At 69.3% G+C, this 19,711-nt stretch carries 18 protein-coding genes; 9 read left to right on the forward strand and 9 right to left on the reverse strand.

What is annotated here, in order from left to right:
• Nucleotides 1-22: 22 nt before the first annotated feature.
• Entirely contained in the window at nt 23-430 is a 408-nt protein-coding gene (locus ON30_RS15865) for a nitroreductase family deazaflavin-dependent oxidoreductase (RefSeq protein ID WP_051029412.1), read from the reverse strand.
• 51 nt (nt 431-481) lie between these two features.
• On the opposite strand from ON30_RS15865, the gene ON30_RS15870 reads away from it, so the two are divergent.
• On the forward strand, nt 482-1,027 hold the full coding sequence (locus ON30_RS15870) for an NUDIX hydrolase (RefSeq protein ID WP_040707969.1): 546 nt from the start codon (nt 482-484) through the stop codon (nt 1,025-1,027).
• Between the two features lie 271 nt (nt 1,028-1,298).
• On the opposite strand, the gene ON30_RS15875 is transcribed toward ON30_RS15870, so the two are convergent.
• The 7 genes from ON30_RS15875 to ON30_RS15905 form a co-directional block, all read right to left on the reverse strand.
• The gene (locus ON30_RS15875) at nt 1,299-1,979 is read right to left on the reverse strand and encodes a TIGR00266 family protein (RefSeq protein ID WP_040707972.1); all 681 of its coding nucleotides are present in this window, start codon (nt 1,977-1,979) and stop codon (nt 1,299-1,301) included.
• 69 nt (nt 1,980-2,048) lie between these two features.
• Nucleotides 2,049-2,417 carry an arsenate reductase family protein gene (locus tag ON30_RS15880; protein WP_040707974.1) on the reverse strand — a complete coding sequence of 123 codons (369 nt, stop codon included), beginning with the start codon at nt 2,415-2,417 and terminating at the stop codon, nt 2,049-2,051.
• Nucleotides 2,418-2,441: 24 nt separating this feature from the next.
• Nucleotides 2,442-3,938 (reverse strand): glycosyltransferase family 39 protein, encoded by a 1,497-nt coding sequence (locus ON30_RS15885; protein WP_040708010.1) that lies wholly within the window; start codon nt 3,936-3,938, stop codon nt 2,442-2,444.
• Nucleotides 3,939-4,125: 187 nt separating this feature from the next.
• Nucleotides 4,126-5,445, reverse strand: coding sequence for an aminotransferase class III-fold pyridoxal phosphate-dependent enzyme (locus ON30_RS15890; RefSeq protein WP_040707976.1), 1,320 nt, complete (start codon nt 5,443-5,445; stop codon nt 4,126-4,128).
• Nucleotides 5,442-6,503, reverse strand: coding sequence for a TIGR03842 family LLM class F420-dependent oxidoreductase (locus ON30_RS15895; protein WP_040707978.1), 1,062 nt, complete (start codon nt 6,501-6,503; stop codon nt 5,442-5,444). The genes ON30_RS15890 and ON30_RS15895 overlap by 4 nt, the downstream gene beginning before the upstream one ends.
• A gap of 19 nt (nt 6,504-6,522) precedes the next feature.
• Complete coding sequence (hydA, locus tag ON30_RS15900) at nt 6,523-7,941, reverse strand: dihydropyrimidinase (RefSeq protein WP_040707980.1); 1,419 nt, start codon at nt 7,939-7,941, stop codon at nt 6,523-6,525.
• Complete coding sequence (locus tag ON30_RS15905) at nt 7,938-8,777, reverse strand: nitrilase-related carbon-nitrogen hydrolase (RefSeq protein ID WP_040707981.1); 840 nt, start codon at nt 8,775-8,777, stop codon at nt 7,938-7,940. Before ON30_RS15905 ends, hydA begins: the two co-directional genes overlap by 4 nt.
• A gap of 296 nt (nt 8,778-9,073) precedes the next feature.
• Here ON30_RS15905 and ON30_RS15910 point away from each other — a divergent pair, with 296 nt between their 5' ends.
• From ON30_RS15910 to ON30_RS15940, 7 genes are all read left to right on the forward strand, one after another.
• On the forward strand, nt 9,074-9,802 hold the full coding sequence (locus ON30_RS15910) for a peptidylprolyl isomerase (protein ID WP_245554076.1): 729 nt from the start codon (nt 9,074-9,076) through the stop codon (nt 9,800-9,802).
• 131 nt (nt 9,803-9,933) lie between these two features.
• Complete coding sequence (locus tag ON30_RS15915) at nt 9,934-10,287, forward strand: hypothetical protein (RefSeq protein ID WP_040707982.1); 354 nt, start codon at nt 9,934-9,936, stop codon at nt 10,285-10,287.
• Nucleotides 10,280-12,769: a caspase family protein gene (locus tag ON30_RS36160; protein ID WP_085999342.1), complete on the forward strand. Its 2,490-nt coding sequence runs from the start codon at nt 10,280-10,282 to the stop codon at nt 12,767-12,769. Before ON30_RS15915 ends, ON30_RS36160 begins: the two co-directional genes overlap by 8 nt.
• Before the next feature lie 77 nt (nt 12,770-12,846).
• Complete coding sequence (locus ON30_RS15925) at nt 12,847-14,100, forward strand: helix-turn-helix domain-containing protein (RefSeq protein WP_083911436.1); 1,254 nt, start codon at nt 12,847-12,849, stop codon at nt 14,098-14,100.
• 107 nt (nt 14,101-14,207) lie between these two features.
• A complete protein-coding gene (adh, locus tag ON30_RS15930; RefSeq protein ID WP_040707984.1) occupies nt 14,208-15,725 on the forward strand; it encodes an aldehyde dehydrogenase in 1,518 nt (505 codons plus the stop codon).
• Nucleotides 15,725-16,126, forward strand: a complete 402-nt coding sequence (locus tag ON30_RS15935; protein WP_040707986.1) for a DUF779 domain-containing protein — start codon at nt 15,725-15,727, stop codon at nt 16,124-16,126. Before adh ends, ON30_RS15935 begins: the two co-directional genes overlap by 1 nt.
• A 217-nt stretch (nt 16,127-16,343) precedes the next feature.
• Nucleotides 16,344-17,078 (forward strand): PP2C family protein-serine/threonine phosphatase, encoded by a 735-nt coding sequence (locus ON30_RS15940; protein WP_083911437.1) that lies wholly within the window; start codon nt 16,344-16,346, stop codon nt 17,076-17,078.
• 97 nt (nt 17,079-17,175) lie between these two features.
• Here ON30_RS15940 and arc read toward each other — a convergent pair whose 3' ends face one another.
• Nucleotides 17,176-18,936 (reverse strand): proteasome ATPase, encoded by a 1,761-nt coding sequence (gene arc, locus ON30_RS15945; RefSeq protein WP_040707988.1) that lies wholly within the window; start codon nt 18,934-18,936, stop codon nt 17,176-17,178.
• A 179-nt stretch (nt 18,937-19,115) separates the two neighbouring features.
• On the opposite strand from arc, the gene ON30_RS15950 reads away from it, so the two are divergent.
• Nucleotides 19,116-19,640 carry a nuclear transport factor 2 family protein gene (locus tag ON30_RS15950; protein WP_040707990.1) on the forward strand — a complete coding sequence of 175 codons (525 nt, stop codon included), beginning with the start codon at nt 19,116-19,118 and terminating at the stop codon, nt 19,638-19,640.
• Nucleotides 19,641-19,711 lie beyond the last annotated feature (71 nt).

A 19,711-nucleotide genomic window follows, 5' to 3' on the forward strand; every position in this document is an offset into this window, starting at 1 on the left:
ATCGACATGACGGCCGACACAGCTACTTGCGACTTCCGGAGGGGATCGGCCAGGGGCGTGCGTGGGCCAGGAGGCTGTGGTGGGCCGAGATGCCGAGCAGGACTTGGCGGACGACCGGTGGGGCCCAGGAGGCGGCGGGGTCCTCGATCACCGTGGGGTCGGTGAGTTCTATGGTGCGACCGCGGGTTTCGATCTGGAAGGAGCCCGCGGCGAGGACGTTGCGGACCCAGTCCACGTCGCGGCCGTAGGTGAGGGCGAAGCGGTAGGAGCCGTCGTGGGGGAAGACCCAGACCGGGGTGCGGTAGGTGCGGCCGGAGCGGCGGCCGCGGTGCACCACCACGGCGAACGGGGGGACGCGGCCCGCCACCAGTCCGGCGACGGGGTTGGTGACGTGTCGGTTGAATCTCGCCAGTGCGCGCGGCATGACCATCGCGACGGTCCTCTCTCCGGGTGGGCGATGGGTTCACGCTACTCTCGGACGATGTCGACGGGAGCCCCGAACGCCGATCCGCGGACCGAGCGGATCGCGGTCTACGACGAACTGGGCCGGGTGACGGGGGCGGCGGACCGGGAGACGGTCTATCGCGAGGGCTTGTGGCACGCCAGTTCGGGCGTGCTGGTGCGTTCGACCGACGCGCGGCGCGTCTATGTGCATCGGCGCACGGACACGAAAATGGTGTTCGCGGGGATGCACGATTGTCTGGCGGGCGGGGTGGTGGGTCCCGACGAGTCGCCGGAGCAGACGGCGGTGCGCGAACTGGCGGAGGAGTTGGGGATCGTGCTGCCCGAGGGCGTGGCTCCGCTGCCGATGGCGGGGGCGTCGTGGGACGGCGAGTGGGCGGGTCGCCCGATGCGCTGCCACCTGTTCGCCTATGAGTTGCGTCACGACGGCCCGATCCGGCATCAGCCCGAGGAGATCGCCGACGGCTGGTGGTGGACCGACGCCGAACTGCTGGCCCATCTGGCCGACCCGGCCTGGCCCTTCGTCCCGGACACCAGGGTGCTGGTGGAGGATCTCCTCGCCTGAGCGAGGACCGGGCAGAAACCCGTGCGGCCCGCCGGATATCCGGCGGGCCGCACGATTTCGTCGAACGATTACGCCACGCTGCCCGCGCCGGCCAGGAGGACGGTCTGGAAGATGGTGGCGAGAACGGCGAGAAGCTCCATGGAATTCATTCCTAAATCTATGACGAACAGGGGCCCACAGCATCGACCACGACGGTGTCGGGGGGATTGACGGGCGGTGAACACCGTGACATGTCAGCCCGAACTACGCAATGGATTCGCTTCGAAGATTCTTATCCGGAGGAGGCGACCGAGGCGGACCAGGCCGCGAATGCCCCGGGGTTGCGGGTCTGCAACAGCACCCGGCCGGGGCCGACGAAATCGAAGACGAATCCCTCGCCGGATTTCAGCGACTGGATCGAGCGACCGGACACCGCGCGCCGGATGGTGAAGTTCATCGCCAGGTCGTAGGCGACCACGTGACCGGTGTCGATGGTGATCGGTTCGCCCGGTTGCAGGTCGATCACGTCGATCGCCCCGAAGACGCCGACGACGATCTCCCCGTCGCCGTGGGCGCGCAGACCGAAGCCGCCCTCGCCGCCGAACAGATTCGAGAAACCGCCCCATTTGCTCTCCACCTGCACGCCGTGGGAATTGGCGATCCACCCGCCGCGGCTGATGAAGTAGGGGCGGTCCTGGGTGATCTGAAGGTTCAGCATGTCGCCGGGCAGCGCGGGCGCGACGTCGACCCAGCCGCCCTGCTGGGGCGCGGTGAACGTGGAGACGAAGAACGATTCCCCCGCCAGCACCGAGCGCTTGAGCCCGGCGAGGATGCCGCCCTCGGCCTTGGCCTGCAAACTCACGCCGGCCGAATGCGCCACCATGGCACCGCTTTCGACCCGCATCGGCTCGCCACCGGCCAAAAAGCACCGCGCGATGGTCGACGCGGGATTGTGGCGCAACTGTACCTTCATGCGGGCGACCCTACCGGGTGTCGGACGGGGACGGCGGGCCGCCGATCCCCCGCTCGCGGCCGACGCGGATCAGCCGAGCGAAGCCAGCGCCTCGTCGGTGCGGGCCACGATCGCCGACCCGTCGGCGCGCAACACGATCGGCCGCTGGATCAGCACCGGGTTGGCGGCCAGCGCCTCGATCCACCGGTCGCGGTCGGCGGGTTCGCGTCCCCAGTCCTTCATGCCGAGGTCGACCGCGACGCGTTCGCCGGTGCGGGTGATGTCCCACGGTTGCGCGCCGAGTCGGTCCAGGACCGCGCGCAGTTCCGCTTCGCTCGGCGGATCGTCGAGGTAGCGGCGGACGGTGTAGTCGAGGCCGGTCGCGTCCAGGCGCGCGGTGGCGGCGCGACTCTTGGAACAGCGCGGGTTGTGCCAGATCTCGTTCTGTCCAGCGGTCATGCCCCCAGCCTGTCACACGCCGGGCTACAGGTGCATGAGGGTCGGCCAGATCTCCGACCAGGGATGCCGCGCCCCCGCGCACACCCAGACGGTGACGTCCTGGGTGTTGCCGGGGTAGCCGATCCTGGTGTCGACCTTGCCCTCCGGGCGCACCTCGTCGAAATTCCAGCGCAGGAATCCCTCGTTCATCCCGACGGCGATCACCGTGCTCGCCGCATCCGGCGGCGCGCCGAAATAGCCGTAGCCGCGACTGGCGCTGTAGATGGGGGGCAGTCGGTCGCGGCCGAGTTGGTCGAGCGCGGCGGCCTGCCAATAGGTGTCGGTGAGCACGATCGCCGAATCCCGCCGCGCGGCGGGGAGTTCCGCGTAGACCCGCTCGACCTCGGCGGTCAGTTCGGGCCAGCCGAATTCGCCGTAGACGCCGATGTTGATCGCGGCTTCGACGTCGTCGCGTGGTGGACGCAATCGATCGGCCGAGCGCCACGGGGTGTCGTAGAGCACCATGCCGACCGCGACCGCCGCGAACACACTGCCGAGCACGAGCACGGCGTGTCTGCCACTGCCGCGCAGATGTCGCGCGAGACCGACGAGTCCGACCGCGCCCGCCGCCAGCACCACCCCGTACATGCCCGCGATGTAGTAGATCCGGCCCCCGACCGCCAACAGCAGCACCGTCAGCAGCACGAACGCCAGACCGAGGAATCGGTAAGGCCGCAGGTTCCGGTCACGCAGCAGCGTCCACACCCCGTAGAGCAGCACGATCGCGCCGAGGTAACCGGCCAGCAGCACGGCGAACGGCACGAACATCAACCGGCCGCCGAGAATGCCCTGTTCACCGCTGATCACCTCGCCCATGTGCAGTTGCGGCCACCCGTTGCGCGCCTGCCACATCAGTTCCGGGATCGTCACCGCCACCACGATCGCGCCGCCCAGCCACAGCAACGGCCTGCGGGCCAGTTCGCGAGGCCCGACCAGCAGCGCGCAGCCCACCGCGCAGATCCAGAAGAACGGGATCAGCCATTTGACCTGCATGTCGAGGGCGGTCACCAACGCCGCGAGCACCAGCAGTCGGTCGCGGCGGGTGCGGACCCAGCGCACCACCAGCCAGGTGATCAGCACCCACAGCGCGGTGTCGACGGCGTTGGTGGTCAGCATCTTGCCCTGCAACAACAGGAACGGCGAGGTCGCGTAGGCCAGGGCGGCCAGGGTCTGGGCGAGTGCGCCGCCGCCGAACTCACGGGCGATGGCGGCGGTGAGCACCACCGCCAACACGGTCAGCAGGACCGCGGGCCAGCGCAGGATCGCGTAGGAACCGGGGGCGACGGTGTCCATGAAACGGGCCAGCAGCGGCAGCACCGGCCCTTGGTCGGCGTAGCCGAAGGCCGGGCGGCGACCGGCGGCGAGGAAGTACAGTTCGTCGCCGAAGTAGCCGTAGCGGGTCACCGAGAACAGCAGCGCCGCCGTCGCGCCCGCCGCCACCGCGCCGACGCCGAGAACCGCGAACGGGGGGCGGGTGAGCACCGCCGTGTCCTCCGACCGGCCTGTCGCGGCATCGTCGGCACGGTCGGCGGCGACGTCGGCGCGCGCGGCGTCCACGGGCCGACCGGCGTCGAACGGCGAAAGGTATTCGGCCGGTTCGGATCTCCCGGTCGGGCGGTCTTCGCGGTGGGTCACTCCGGCTCCTGGCGGGTCGGGGTCTGGGCCGTGGTCAGTGTTCGGTGACGTAGTCGTCGGCCACGGCCAACACCTCGTCCAGGATCGCGAGGCCCGTGCGGAGTTCGTCGGCGGAGATGGTCAGCGGCGGGGCGATCTGGAGTCGGTTGCCCGCCACGAACGGCCACAGTCCGCGTTCCCTGGCGGCGGCGGTCACGGCGGCCATCGGCGCGGCGTCGGGTCCGGCGGCGGCGAAGGGGATCAGCGGTGTGCGGCGCGCGGGGTCGCGGACCAGGTCCAGCGCCCAGAAGCACCCGAGTCCGCGCACCTCCCCGACACTGGGATGCCGGGCGGCCAGATCCCGCAGGCCCGGCCCGAGCACGTCGGTCCCGAGGTCGCGCACCCGCGCGAGAATGCCGTCGCGCTCGAAGATCTCGATCGAGGCGACGCCCGCCGCGCAGGCCAGCGGGTGACCGGCGTAGGTGAGCCCGCCCGGATACACGCGGTCGTCGTAGCGGCGGGCGATGCGCTCGGCGATGAGCACACCGCCCAGCGGCACGTAGCCGGAGTTGACGCCCTTGGCGAAGGTGATCAGATCGGGTTCGACGTCGTACTCCTGCACCGCGAACCATCGGCCGACCCGGCCGAACCCCACCATGACCTCGTCGGCGACGTAGACGATGCCGTAGTCGTCGCACAGCGCCCGCACGCCCGCGAGATAGCCGGGCGGCGGAACCAGCACGCCGTTGGTGCCGACCACCGTCTCCAGGATCAGACCCGCGATGTGGTCGGGTCCTTCCAACTCCACGACTTGGCGCAGGTGCCGCAGCGCGGCCGCCGACTCCTGCTCGGGAGTGTCACTGCCCCAGGGAGATCGGTAGAGATGGGGGCCGAGGATGCGGGTGACGTCGACCCCGGTGGGTTCCGCGCCCCAGCGGCGGGGTTCACCGGTCAGGCCGATCGCGACGCCGGTGCCGCCGTGATAGGAGTGGTAGGCCGAGAGCATTTTGGTGCGTCCGGTGTAGCTTCGGGCCAACCGCACGGCGTGCTCGACGGCCTCCGCGCCGCCGGTGGTGAACAGCACCCGATTCAACTGTCCTGGAGCGCGTTCCACGATGAGCCGGGCCAATTCCGCGCGGACGCGGTTGCCGACGGTCGGCGAGATGGTCGCCAACTCCCCCGCCTGCGCGCGGATCGCCGCCACCAGGTCCGGGTGCTGGTGGCCGAGGTTGAGGTTGACCAGTTGGGAGGAGAAGTCGAGGTAGCGCCGCCCGTACTCGTCGGTGAACCACGAACCGGCGGCCTCGGTGACCGTCACCGGCGCGGGCCCGCCCTGGGCGCTCCACGGATAGAAGACGTGGTCCTCGGCACTCACCGGCCCGCGCCCACCGTGTGTTCGGCGTGCGCGGCGGTCGCGGTGACGGGCCCGCTCAGGCGGGGCAGCACCGATTCCCCGTACGCCTCGAGCGTCGCGGCCTTGGCGTCGTGCTGGAGGTAGACCGCGAACTGGTCGACGCCGAGTTCTTCGAGTTCGCGCAGGCGGGTGAGGTGTTCCTCGGCGCCGCCCAGGACGCAGAACCGATCGATGACGGCGTCCGGCACGAACTCGGCGTGGGTGTTGCCCGCGCGCCCGTGCTCGTTGTAGTCGTAGCCGCGCCTGCCCGCGATGTAGTCGGTGAGCGCGGCGGGGATCGCGCCGCCGGTGCCGTAGCGGTCGACTATGTCGGCGACGTGGTTGCCCACCATCCCGCCGAACCAGCGGCACTGCTCGCGGGCGTGGGCCAGCGCGGCGGGCGACCCGTCGGTGACGTAGGCGGGCGCGGCCACGCAGATCGTCACCGAAGCAGGGTCGCGGCCCGCGCGTTCGGCGGCCTCGCGCACCTTGGCCACCGTCCAGGCGGTGATGTCGGGATCGGCCAGTTGCAGGATGAAACCGTCGGCGACCTCGCCGATCAGGTCCAGCGCGCGCGGACCGTAGCCTGCCACCCATACTTCGAGCCGGGATGCGCCCGCCCACGGGAAGCGGACGTCGGTGTCGCCGATCCGCGCGGTCCGCCCATTGCCGAGTTCCCTGATCACCCCGATGGATTCGCGCATCGTGGCCAAGGTCGTCGGGTGGCGGCCCAGCGCACGGACCGCCGAGTCGCCGCGTCCCATCCCGCAGATCGTGCGGTTGCCGAACATCTCGTTGAGGGTCGCGAACGTCGAGGCCGTGACCGTCCAGTCCCTGGTCGCCGGATTGGTCACCATCGGCCCCACCGTGACGGTGTGGGTGGCCGAGAGGATCTGGCTGTGGATCACGTACGGTTCCTGCCACAGCAGGTGCGAGTCGAAGGTCCACACGTGCGAGAAGCCGTGTGTCTCGGCCTGTCTGGCCAACTCGACCACCCGCCAGGCGGGCGGTGTGCACTGCAACACCACGCCGATGTCCATGCGACACACTCCGTTCGGATCAGAGGAGGTTCTGTGACAGGCCGCGACGCAGGAAGCGGCCGTGGCCCGGCGCGCCGAGATAGCGTCCGTCCTCGACGATCACCCGGCCGCGCGAGAGCACGGTGTCGACGTGTCCGTCGACCTCGAACCCCTCGTAGGCCGAATAGTCCATGTTCATGTGGTGGGTGTCGCGGCCGATGCGGGTGCGACCGTTCGGGTCGTAGACGACGATGTCGGCGTCGGAACCGGGGCTGAGCACGCCCTTGCGCGGGTAGAGACCGAACATCCGCGCGGGCGCCGTGCAGCACACCTCCACCCAGCGCTCCGGCGAGATCCGACCGTCAACGACGCCTTGGAACATCAGGTCCATCCGGTGCTCGACGCCGCCGATCCCGTTGGGAATCCGGCTGAAATCGCCGCGGCCCATTTCCTTCTGGTCCTTCAGGCAGAACGGGCAGTGATCGGTGCTGACCGTGGTGACCGCACCGGTCCGCAGATACCGCCACAGCGCGTCCTGATGCCCCTCGGCCCGCGACCGCAGCGGCGTCGAGCACACCCACTTCGCGCCCTCGAAACCCGGTGCGCCCAACTGCTCCTCGAGCGAGAGGTACAGGTACTGCGGACAGGTCTCGCCGAACACGTTCTGCCCGGCTTCGCGCGCCCGCACGATCTGTTCGAGGGCTTGGGCCGCCGAGACGTGCACCACGTACAGGGGCGCACCGGTGACCTGGGCCAGCATGATCGCGCGGTGGGTGGCTTCCTCCTCGAGCTGCCACGGGCGGGTCAGACCGTGATACAGCGGCGCGGTCTGTCCGCGCGCCAACGCCTGCTCCACCAGGACGTCGATCGCGATGCCGTTCTCGGCGTGGGTCATCAGCAACGCGCCCAGCTCGGCGGCGGACTGCATCGCGCGCAGGATCTGGCCGTCGGTGGAATAGAACACGCCCGGATAGGCCATGAACAGTTTGAAACTGGTGACGCCCTCGCCCACCAGTTCCGCCATCGCCTTCAGCGATTCGTCGTTCACCTCGCCGACGATCTGGTGGAAGCCGTAGTCGATCGCGCAGGCGCCCTCGGCCTTGGCGTGCCAGTCCGCGAGGGTGTCCTGCACGCGCTGCCCGGGGGTCTGGACGGCGAAATCGATGATCGTGGTGGTGCCGCCCCACGCGGCGGCCCTGGTGCCGGTCTCGAAGGTGTCGCTGGCCTCGGTGCCGCCGAAGGGCATCTGCATGTGGGTGTGGCCGTCGACGCCGCCCGGGATCACGTACTTGCCTGCGGCATCGATGACCCGATCGGCGGTGGCGGCGAGATCGGCCCCCAGCGCGGTCGAACCGGGACGCAGCACCGCCGCGATCGTCGCGCCGTCGACCAGCACGTCCAGCGGTTGCGCGCCGGTCGCCGACACCACGGTCCCGCCGTGCACGAAGGTGGTGCTCACGGCGTCACCAGCGGGCCGTAGGCGTCGGGACGTCGGTCACGGTAGAAGGCCCAGCGGTCGCGCACCTCGCGGACCTGCCCGAGATCGATGTCGCGGATCAGCAGTTCGGGCTCCCGGTCCGAGGCCGGGTCGCCGACGAAACGCCCGTCCGGGTCGACGATGTAGCTGGTGCCGTAGAAATCGTCGTCACCGTAGTCGCGTTCGACGCCGACCCGGTTGATCGCGGCCACGAAATACTCGTTGGCCACCGCCGCCGCGGGCTGTTCCAATTTCCACAGGTGCGCCGAGAGCCCGCGCGAGGTGGCGGAGGGATTGAACACGATCTGCGCCCCCGCGAGACCCAGCGCCCGCCACCCCTCCGGGAAATGCCGGTCGTAACAGATGTAGACCCCGATCCGCCCCACCGCCGTGTCGAATACGGGCCACCCGAGATTCCCGGGCCGGAAATAGAACTTCTCCCAGAAACCGTGCACGTGCGGAATATGGTGCTTGCGGTACTTGCCCAGATAGCTGCCGTCGGCGTCGATCACCGCAGCCGTGTTGTAGAGCACGCCCGGTTGTTCCATCTCGTAGACCGGCAGCACCATGACCAGCCCCAACTCCGCGGCCAGGGCCGCCAATCGCCGGGTCGTCGGCCCCGGCACCGATTCGGCGTACCCGTAGAATTCCGCGTCCTGGAGCTGACAGAAATACGGCGCGTTGAACAGTTCCTGGAAACAGATCACCCCCGCCCCGCGCGCCGCCGCCTGCCGCGCGTACTCCTCGTGCGCGACCACCATCGATTCCGTATCCCCGGTCCACCCCGTCTGGACCAGCGCGACGCGAACGGTTCCCATACCAGACATCGTGCACCCTGCACCACCCCGATCCCGGTAGCCCCGGACCGAAAGTCTCCGGTTTCCCGGATCGGGGATGCGCCGCGGAAGGTGGCGAGCACGCTCTCGGGTCAGGTGGCTCTCCGAGTGGGTCGCGCAAGCAACCGCTTCCACACCGACCGCCCGGTACGGCCGGCTGACCTGGGCCGTCACCGCCCGCGCGGACCCGGACGGTTTCGGGACGCGCGCGAAGGGGTAGGTGGCAGGATGCGGACGGGCATCGATCGGTGCGTGGATCAACGAAGGAGATTCCAGCGGTGAACAGTGGAGCGCGGATGCGGGCGGACGGCCGGAACGAGGGCGCTGCGCGCCGCCGCGGGATGATCCGACGACTGCTGCCCGGCCTCGGCGTCCTCGTGGCGGGCGCCGCGCTGACGCTCTACGCGGCGGGCGGGGTCTCCGCGCAGACCTGGCAGTTGCGGCAGAGCCCGGCGGGCTGCGTGCCGGGCCAGGGTGTGCCCAACGGCAAGCAGTGGCAGGCCGAACCGCCGCTGACCATCGACACCACCACCGACTACACCGCCGCGCTGGAGACCAACTGCGGCACCATCCTGATCGCCCTGGACGCGGCGCGCGCCCCGCGCACGGTCAACTCCTTCGCCTTCCTCGCGAGCGAGCAGTACTTCGACCAGACCCGCTGTCACCGGTTGACCACCGAGGGCATCCACGTCCTGCAGTGCGGCGACCCGACCGCGACCGGCACCGGCGGACCCGGCTACCGCTTCCCGGACGAGAACCTGGTCGGCGCGACGTATCCGGCGGGCACCCTGGCGATGGCCAACTCCGGCCCGAACACCAACGGCAGCCAGTTCTTCCTGGTCTACCGCGACGCGCCGCTGCCGCCGAACTACACCCCGTTCGGTCGCGTCACCGCGGGCATGGACGTGATCGACCGCATCGCGGCGGCGGGCGTGCGCGACGGTTCCGGCGACGGATCGCCGCTCGACGACGTCGTCCTGACCCGGGTGAGCGCAACCCGCGGCTGATGTCCTCCCGTGATCCCTTGTGCCGCAGGGGATCACGGGTCCACTTCACGCGCGATGCCCCCGGAATCGACGGCACCGCCGTCGGTGATCACGTGTAGCCTGTTCCCCATCGAGAATCGAGGGAGGGCGTCATGGGCGATCTCGAAGTGCGAGTGTCGTTTCCGGAGATCGATACGGCCACCGCCGACGAATTGTGCGCTGATCTGTCCGACAGCCTCGCTTCGGCCGTTCCCGAGACTTCGCCCGCGAGAATCCGCGAGGACGAACTTGCCCAGGATCTGGGCACCGCGCTCACCCTGCTGGTCACCTCGCCCACCGCGGCGCTGCTGATCCGCGAACTGTCCCGATGGGCGGCACGGCGTTACGACGCGACCCTGAAGTTGAAGCGGGCCGACACCGGCGCGACCGTGGAGATCAAGGGACCGTTGAACGACCGGCACGAACGGATCCTGCGTGAATTCCTCGGCGCACCAGACGATGTATGAACCCGACCGCACCGCTGCGATCATTCTCGGTGCGAGCAGTTGGCCGCGCATGCCGGGGTTCAACGCGGCGACGGCGTTCCGCAACACCGCGAACGGCCTGCGCGAATACTTGACCGATTCGACGGGGATGCGACTGCCCCCGGAGAATCTGCTGGACCTGTTCGACAGCACGCTGTCCTCGGTGCAGCAGATCGACGCCGTGCAGACATTCCTACGCGGCCGGATGGGCCGCGTGCACAGCAAGCACGGCGAGAAGATGCTGGTGCTGGTCGCCTACATCGGGCACGGCGCGTTCTTCGAGACCGAGCGGTTCTACTGCCTGCTGGTGCGCGACACCCACGAGCCGAGCCTGGTGGAATCGAGTCTGCGGGTCTCGACACTGGCGGGCACCCTGAAGAAGACCGCGCCGCGCAGCGCCCGCGTCGTCATCCTCGACTCGTGTTTCGCGGCCGAAGCGGTCAAGGGCTTCCAGAGCGACGTCGAGCAGGTGGCCTCGGCGAAAGTGCAGAAGGTGGCCGACCAGGAAATCGAGTTGGACCGCCTGCACCAGCCCGTCGGCGAGGCCGCCGAGAACGCCTCGGCCCAGGAGCGCCCGGACTCGGGCGGCGTCGCACTGCTGTGCGCGTCCAGTTCGCGCGATCCGGCCAAGTTGGCCAGCAAGGACTCGTTCACGCTGTTCGGCCGGGCCCTGCTCAGGGCGCTGCGCCACGGGGACGTGCACAAAGACCGGCCGCTGAGTCTGCGCGACATCTACGATCTCGTCCGCACCCACCTCAAGCCGATCGGCGACGCGCCCCAACCGCAGATCCACACCCCGGAACAGAACGGCGACGACCTCGCCCACCGCAGGATCTTTCCCAACCCCGGCACCGGTCATCTGCCCCCGGACAACGAATCCGAGCCGCGACGCCGCCGCCAGCGGACGATCCTCGCCGCGATGCTGGCGGTCGCCTCGGTCGTGGTGGCGGGCGCGGTCTACTTCACCGTCGAGCAGATGCAACGGTGGGCGCACTGCGGCACCGAGATCCCCACCCTCGAGCAGATCGACGGCGAATGCGTCGGTTTCACCGACGGCGAGGTCGACCTGTTCCAGCCCAGCGGCGGCGATCCGCTCGTGCGCGCCCGCATCCGGCAGGTGTTGAGCACGTTGCGCGACCAGAACCGGCTCGCGGAGCAGAAGCATCGGGAGCAACCGCATCGACCGTACGTCACCCTGATCAGTCTGGAAGCGCTCACCGCGGCCGAGGGCGGCACGGTGGCCGGACTGACCGCCGAACGCGAGAGCCTGCAAGGATTCGCGGTCGCGCAGCGCGGGCAACTGGACTCCACCGACCCCGACGCGCCTCTCGTGCGCATCCTCGTCGGCAACACCGGGCGCGGCACCCGGCACGGCGTCCACGTCGCCCAGATGGTGCGCGAGGCGGCCGAGCGGGACCGGTCCGTCGTCGGCGTGGTCGGGTTCAACATGAGCAACCAGGCCACCCTGGACACCATCAGGACCCTCGACAAGGAGAAGATCCCCACCGTGGCGACCACCCTGTCGCTGGACGAATTGGGCGACCGGATCGTCAATTTCGTGCAGGTCGCCCCGCAGAATCGCAACGAGGCCGCCACGGCGGCCGCGTTCGCCGCGCAACTGCCGGGCGCGCTGCCCGGCAAGGCCCGCGTCTACTACTCCGACGACGCCTCGGACCTGTACAGCACCAACCTGCGCGACGACGCCGAATTCTGGTTCGAGCGGCTCGGTTTCGAGGTGGAGACCTACCTGTACAGTCCCGCCGAGCGCGGCAGCGACACCGAGATGTACCAGCCCGGCGACACGGTCACGGGCGATGCCGTCGAAGCGGGGGCCTCGGTGTGCTCCTCGTCCGGGATCGTGTTCTTCGCGGGCCGCGGCATCCCCGACTACGGCGATTTCCTGCGCGGCGCGGCCCCCTGCGCGAAGGACGTGACCATCATCGGCGGCGACGACGTGACCAAACACGTCGCCGATCCCGCCACTCGCCAAGCCGTCCCCGGCGTGCCCTACTACTACATGTCCTTCGCGCCCGCGCCCGTCACCGACGACGCCACCAGTCACGAGTTCTACGGACGCCTGAGCGCGATGTTCCCCTTCGAACAGGATCTGGCGAAGAAGGATCGCTCCCTCGACGGCCACGCGGCGCTGTCCTACGACGCGGCCAGGCTCTACATCACCGCGGTCGAGCAGGTGCACCGCCGCTCGCCGGGTGAGGTCGGCATCGCCGCGGTCACCGCGCAACTGGGCGCCGTCGGCACCGTCCAAGGTGTGACGGGGACGTTCTTCTTCGATCCGCGGTCACGGCAGAAGGTGCCCCAGCGCAAGCCGGTGACGGTGCTGCGTGTGGTCGGTGGCGAGGTGGAGGGTCGAATCCAGGCCTACTGCGGCCTGTTCGAGGGCCGACCGGATCTGCCCGCGCCCTGGTGCCCGCCGGACGCCGACAAACTCCCCGAATCGAAATGACCGCCGCGGGCCGACGCCCGAGGTCATCGCGGAATTCGCCCGCTCGGAGCGAGGTGGGCGGGCATGATGGAGGTGTCATGGCACCTCGTTCCAGCCTGTCCCGCCGACGCGCCGCGCTCGAAGACGCCTGGGCCCGCTGGGTGCCGGGACGCGTGATCGAGCGCGCCGGGGCCGACTCGCCTGCACCCGCGACCGGGAGTGTGACCGAGGAGTCGCCTGCGCCCCCGGACGAGGAACTGACCCGCTCGTGGCTGCGGTCGCTGCGCACCGTCGATCCGACCCAGGACAGTGCGCCCACCAGCGCCGACGCGGGAGCGCGGTGGGCCGACTCGCCGCTGCGTGCCCCGGTCGAAGCGCTCGACGACGAATTGCGCAGCATCGCCGAGGACGCCGATTTCGTGGCGGCGGTGACCGACGAGACGGGCACGATCCTCTGGTCGCACGGCGGTCGGGTGATGCGCCGCCGGGCCGAGCGGGTCAATTTCGCGCCCGGCGGACGCTGGGACGAGGCGCACATGGGCACCAACGCGCTGTCGCTGGCGCTGCGCACCGATCGGGCGCACACCGTGTTCTCGGCCGAACATCTGGTGGCCGCGCTGCACGGGTGGGTCTGCTACGGCGCGCCGATCCGGGCGGCCGACGGGCGCGCGCTGGGTGTGCTGGACCTGTCCACGACCTGGGATCGCGCGCATCCGCTGGCCTTGGCGACGGTGCGCACGCTGGCCGCGTCGGTGGAGACGGCGTTGCGGCAGCGCGCGCCCGCCGTACCGGGCGTCCGGTTGACCTGTCTGGGCGCGGGGCGACTGGTCCGCGACGGTCGGCCGATCCGGTTGCGCCCCCGACACCTGGAGATCCTCACGTTGCTCGCGCTGGAACCCGACGGCTTCACCCACGAACGACTGCGGTGCGCGGTCTACGGTGAGCGCGCGGTGGGGTCGAGCACGCTGAAATCGGAGATGTCCTACCTGCGGCGGGCCACCGGCGGGGAGATCACCAGTCGCGTCTACCAGTTGGTGAGTCCGCTGTCCTGCGACGCGGTGGATCTGGCGGCGGCGTTGGCCGCGGGCGACACCGCGACGGCGGTGGCGCTGTATCGCGGTCCCCTGCTGCCGGGGTCGGACACGCCGGGCATCGTGGAGTGGCGCGACTTCCTCGAGGTGGGTGTGCGCACGGCGGTTCTGTCGGCGACCGATCCCGAATTCGCCCTGCGCTACGGCGAATACGCGCCCGAGGACCTCGCGGTGCACGAACACGCGCTGCGCCTGCTGCCCGCCCACGACGCGCGTCGCGCCGTGGCGACCGCGCGCCTGCACCACGCCGCGCGCGGCTGACGGCGGTTGTCCAACGTTTCCTCAACCCTCGGCGAGGATAGTGACGTGGGTCACGGCCATGTGCCGTGACGGTGACAGGTCCGGATCAACCCCAGGAGTCGTCCGCCATGATCTACGCACAGCCGGGAGCCGAGGGCAGCATCGTCGAATACGCCGCCCGCTACGACAATTTCATCGACGGGCAGTGGCGCGCGCCCGTCGAGGGACGCTATTTCCACAACCCCTCCCCCGTCGACGGCGCGAACTTCTGCGAGGTCGCCCGCTCCTCGGCCGCCGACGTCGAGTTGGCGCTGGACGCCGCGCACAAGGCCGCCGACGCCTGGGGCCGCACCTCCACCACCGAACGCGCCACCATCCTCAACAAGATCGCGGACCGGATCGAGAGCAATCTGGAAGCCCTCGCGGTCGCCGAGACCTGGGAGAACGGCAAAGCGGTCCGCGAGACCCTGGCCGCGGACCTGCCGCTGGCGGTGGACCACTTCCGCTACTTCGCGGGCGCACTGCGCGCCCAGGAGGGCGGGATCTCCCAGATCGACGAGGACACCGTCGCCTATCACTTCCACGAACCGCTGGGCGTGGTCGCGCAGATCATCCCGTGGAACTTCCCCATTCTCATGGCGACCTGGAAGCTCGCGCCCGCCCTGGCCGCGGGCAACTGCGTGGTGCTCAAGCCGGCCGAACAGACGCCGGTCTCGATCCTGCTGGTGGTCGAGTTGATCGCGGATCTGCTCCCGCCGGGAGTTCTCAACGTGGTCAACGGATTCGGCGTCGAGGCGGGCAAGCCGCTGGCCTCGAGCCCGCGGGTGGCCAAGGTCGCCTTCACCGGTGAGACCACCACCGGCAGGCTGATCATGCAGTACGCCAGCGAGAACATCATCCCGGTGACGCTGGAGTTGGGCGGCAAGAGCCCCAACATCTTCCTGCCCGACGTCCTGGCCGCCGACGACGAATTCCTGGACAAGGCCGTCGAGGGTTTCGTGCTGTTCGCGCTGAATCAGGGCGAGGTGTGCACGTGTCCCTCGCGCGCGCTGATCCATTCGTCCATCTACGACGAGTTCATGGCCCGCTGCCTCGAACGCACCGAGGCCATCGTCGGCGGCAACCCGCTCGACGAGGCGACCATGATCGGGGCGCAGGCCAGCAACGACCAGTACGAGAAGATCCTGTCCTACATCGACATCGGGCGCAAAGAGGGCGCCGAAGTGCTCACCGGCGGGCAACCGCGCAAGGTCGAGGGCTTCCCCGACGGCTACTACATCGAGCCGACGATCTTCAAGGGCCGCAACGACATGCGTGTGTTCCAGGAGGAGATCTTCGGCCCGGTGGTGTCGGTGACCACCTTCGACTCCACCGAGCAGGCGCTCGAGATCGCCAACGACACCCTCTACGGACTCGGCGCGGGCGTGTGGACGCGCGATATGAACACCGCCTACCGCCTCGGCCGCGGGATCAAGGCGGGCCGGGTGTGGACCAACTGCTACCACGCCTACCCCGCGCACGCGGCCTTCGGCGGCTACAAGAAGTCCGGCATCGGACGCGAGAACCATGCCATGATGCTCGACCACTACCAGCAGACCAAGAACCTGCTGGTCAGCTACTCGCCGAACAAGCTCGGATTCTTCTGATGCCCGACGGGATCGACCGGGTCGGGCTGACGGAGGCGGCGCGCGACCTGCTCGACGCGCTGACCCGGCAGCACGGCCCGGTCATGTTCCACCAGTCCGGTGGCTGCTGTGACGGGAGTTCACCGATGTGCTATCCGCTCGGCGAATTCCGCGTGGGCGCCTCGGACGTGCTGCTCGGACATGTCGGGGACGGCGCGCCGTTCTGGATGAGCGCCGACCAGTTCGCCTACTGGGAGCACACCCACCTGACGGTGGACGTGGTGTCCGGACGCGGCAGCGGATTCTCCCTCGAGGCGCCCGAAGGCGTCCGGTTCCTGATCCGCTCCCGGTTGCTGACCGACGCGGAACTGGCCGTGCTGGCCGACCATCCGCCGCCCACAGGGGCGCAAACGCAGTCCTGAGCGGCATCACGGGGTGCCGGAGAGTGACAGTGTTCCCGCCTACCGGCGGGTTCGGCGTAAGCTCTGTTCGAGCGGACGGATTCATAGGATACTTTCCGTCACCCCCGGTTCTCAGCAAGCCCACAGAGATCTCTGGCACCCGCCACGGCTTGAACTGTTCCACTGGTGGTATGTCGGTAGACAGTACCGACAGCGTCCGATCCAGGAGGTCAGGGCCGTGAGTAGCGCGATGACGACAACCCGGCGCGAGCTGGTCCGGCTCACCGGTATCTCCGGCGATTCCATCAGCAAGCGGGGCCTGCGCGCCATCAACGCCGACGCCCTCGCCTCCTGGACCGATCCCGTGGGCGGCCGGTCGGCCTTCGTCGTCGCCGACGGGGTGGGCGATCACCTGCTGGCCGCGCGGGCCGCTCGCGCCGCCGCCACCTGCGCGGCGCGCGAAGCCGCCCACGCGGGCGCCGCCGCCGGGATCATGGCCGCGCAGCGCCAACTGCTGCACGAATTCCCGGAGCCCAAGGCCGACTGCGCGGTGGTCGTCGTGGTCGTGCCCACCACCGACCGCCCCGACGCCCCCGCCGATATCGCCTGGGTGGGCGACTGTCGCGCCTGGCGCTGGAACGGCCGTGCGCTACACCAGATCACGACCGATCACACCCTCGCCGAATATCTGCGGTTGCGCGGCCGCCACGCCGCCCCGCGCACCGAACACATCATCACCACCACCGTGCGCACCGTGCGCGCCGACCAGATCGGTCACGCGGCCACCGGTTCCAGCAACGGCAGGCTGCTGCTCAGCACCGACGGCGTGCACAAGGTCCTCGACATCGCCACCGTCAAAGCGCTGCTCGCCGGCGGGCGGACACCGCAGATCACCGCCGACGCCCTGGTCGAACTGGCCCTGAGCAGCGGCGGCCGCGACAACGCCTCCGCGTTCGTCATCGACCGCCACTGATTCCTCGGCCCAACCGATCCCGAGAACGAGATCACGGCACTTCGAAACGACCGGAGCCGCGCCCCGAGGGGACGCGGCTCCGTTGTCGCGGAGTCGATTACAGGTACTGACCGGTGTTCGACTCGGTGTCGATCGCCCGGCTCGCCGAGGCGTTCTTGCCGGTGACCAGGGTGCGGATGTAGACGATCCGCTCGCCCTTCTTGCCCGAGATGCGCGCCCAGTCATCGGGATTCGTGGTGTTGGGCAGGTCCTCGTTCTCGGAGAACTCGTCCACGATCGAATCGTAGAGATGCTGGATGCGCAGCCCCGGGTTGCCGGTGTCGAGCACGGACTTGATCGCGTACTTCTTGGAGCGGTCCACGATGTTCTGGATCATCGCGCCGGAGTTGAAGTCCTTGAAGTACAGGACCTCCTTGTCACCGTTGGCGTAGGTGACCTCCAGGAAGCGGTTGTCCTCGCTCTCGGCGTACATCCGGTCGACCACCCGCTCGATCATCGCCCGGATGCAGGCCACCCGGTCCCCGCCGAATTCGGCGAGATCGTCGGCGTGCAACGGCAGACCCGAGACCAGGTACTTCGAGAAGATGTCCTGCGCGGACTCGGCGTCGGGACGCTCGATCTTGATCTTGACGTCCAAGCGGCCCGGTCGCAGGATCGCGGGGTCGATCATGTCCTCGCGGTTGGAGGCGCCGATCACGATCACGTTCTCCAGGCCCTCGACGCCGTCGATCTCGGAGAGCAACTGCGGCACGACGGTGGTCTCCACGTCGGAGGACACGCCCGAACCGCGGGTGCGGAAGATCGAGTCCATCTCGTCGAAGAACACGATCACCGGGGTGCCCTCGGAAGCCTTCTCGCGGGCCCGCTGGAAGATGATCCGGATGTGCCGCTCGGTCTCGCCGACGAACTTGTTCAGCAGTTCGGGGCCCTTGATGTTGAGGAAGAAGGACTTGGCCTCCTTGGCGTCCTCACCGCGTGCCTCGGCGATCTTCTTGGCCAGCGAGTTGGCGACGGCCTTGGCGATGAGCGTCTTGCCGCAGCCGGGCGGACCGTAGAGCAGCACGCCCTTGGGCGGGCGCAGCGCGTACTCGCGGAACAGGTCCTTGTGCAGGAAGGGCAACTCGACCGCGTCGCGGATCTGCTCGATCTGGCGGGCCAGACCGCCGATGTCGTGGTAGTCCACGTCGGGGACTTCCTCGAGCACCAGATCCTCGACCTCGGCCTTGGGGATGCGCTCGAAGGCGAATCCGGCCTTGGTGTCGACCAGCAGGGAATCGCCGGGCCGCAGCTTGCGGATGGGCGAGTCCGGATCGTCGAGGTCGTCGTTCTCGGCGACCTTGGCCAGCGGGCCGGACAGCCAGACCACGCGCTCCTCGTCGGCGTGGCCGACCACGAGGGCGCGACGGCCGTCGTCGAGGATCTCGCGCAGGGTGCCGATCTCGCCGACCGAGTCGAACACGCCCGCCTCGACCACCGTCAGTGCCTCGTTCAGGCGCACGGTCTGGCCGTACTCGAGTTCGGCGGTGTCGATGTTCGGCGAGCAGGTCAGGCGCATCTTGCGGCCCGAGGTGAACACGTCGACGGTCTGGTCGTCGTAGACGCCGATCAGGATGCCGTAGCCGCTCGGGGGCTGACCGAGGCGATCGACCTCCTCGCGCAGCGCGACCAACTGCTGACGCGCCTCCTTGAGGGTGTCCATCAGCTTGGTGTTGCGAATGGTCAGCGAATCGATGCGGGCTTCCAACTCGCGTGCGCGATCCGGCGAGTCGGCGAGTTGCCTCCGGAGTGCAGCCGCCTCGGCGCGCACTGCCTCGAGCTCTCTCCAGGCCGCCGAATCGGAATTCTCGATGGGGCTCATGTGCTGCTCCTCCCAGTCCCGGTCTATCAACGCTACCGGGCGTGAACGTTTCTCGCTTTCCGACATGGTTTATTCGTGATCACATCTGCGCCGCGATCGGCCCGGGGAGGTCCATGTTAGCCTCCCCTAACCCAGTAGGAACGGGAGATCTCGTTCCTAGAGCCGAAAGGTTGCCAGCAATGCTCCTCTCCGCCAGAACGCTGCGCGTCTGCGTCGCCACCGCCGCCGTGGCGATCACCGCGACGGTCGGGCTCACCGGATGTGGGTCGGACGACTCCGACACCGCCACCAGCGCCACCTCCACCTCGATCACCACCTCCGCCGCGGCCGCGAGCACGGGTTCGGCGGGTCAGGCCAACGGGGCCGCCCCCTCGGCCGAGCAGCTCTCGGGCACCCTGAGCACCCTGGCCGACCCGGCCAAGCCGGTCGCGGACAAGGTCGCGATCGTCGTCGACGGCCAGAAGCGGGCCGCCAACATCGAGACCATGACCCAGGCGCTCGCCGGCTACGGCACGCTGAAGTTCGTGGTCAGCGACGTGAAGGTGGACGGCAAGTCCGCCACCGCGCAGGTCGTGATCAGCTCCCCCAACGGCGATGCCCCGCCGATGCCGCTGACCTGGCAGCAGGTCGACGGCACCTGGAAGATCTCCGATGCCAGCGCGTGTGTGCTGCTCGGTTTCGCCCAGGCGCCCTGTACGCCGTAACAACGCGCGTCCGGCCCCGTGCGCGAGCGATGCCCGGCACGGGGCCGATTGCTCGCGGGCGGGAAGGGGGC

Origin of the sequence: Nocardia takedensis NBRC 100417, assembly GCF_000308695.1 — a bacterium.
Taxonomy (GTDB): Bacteria; Actinomycetota; Actinomycetes; order Mycobacteriales; family Mycobacteriaceae; genus Nocardia; species Nocardia takedensis.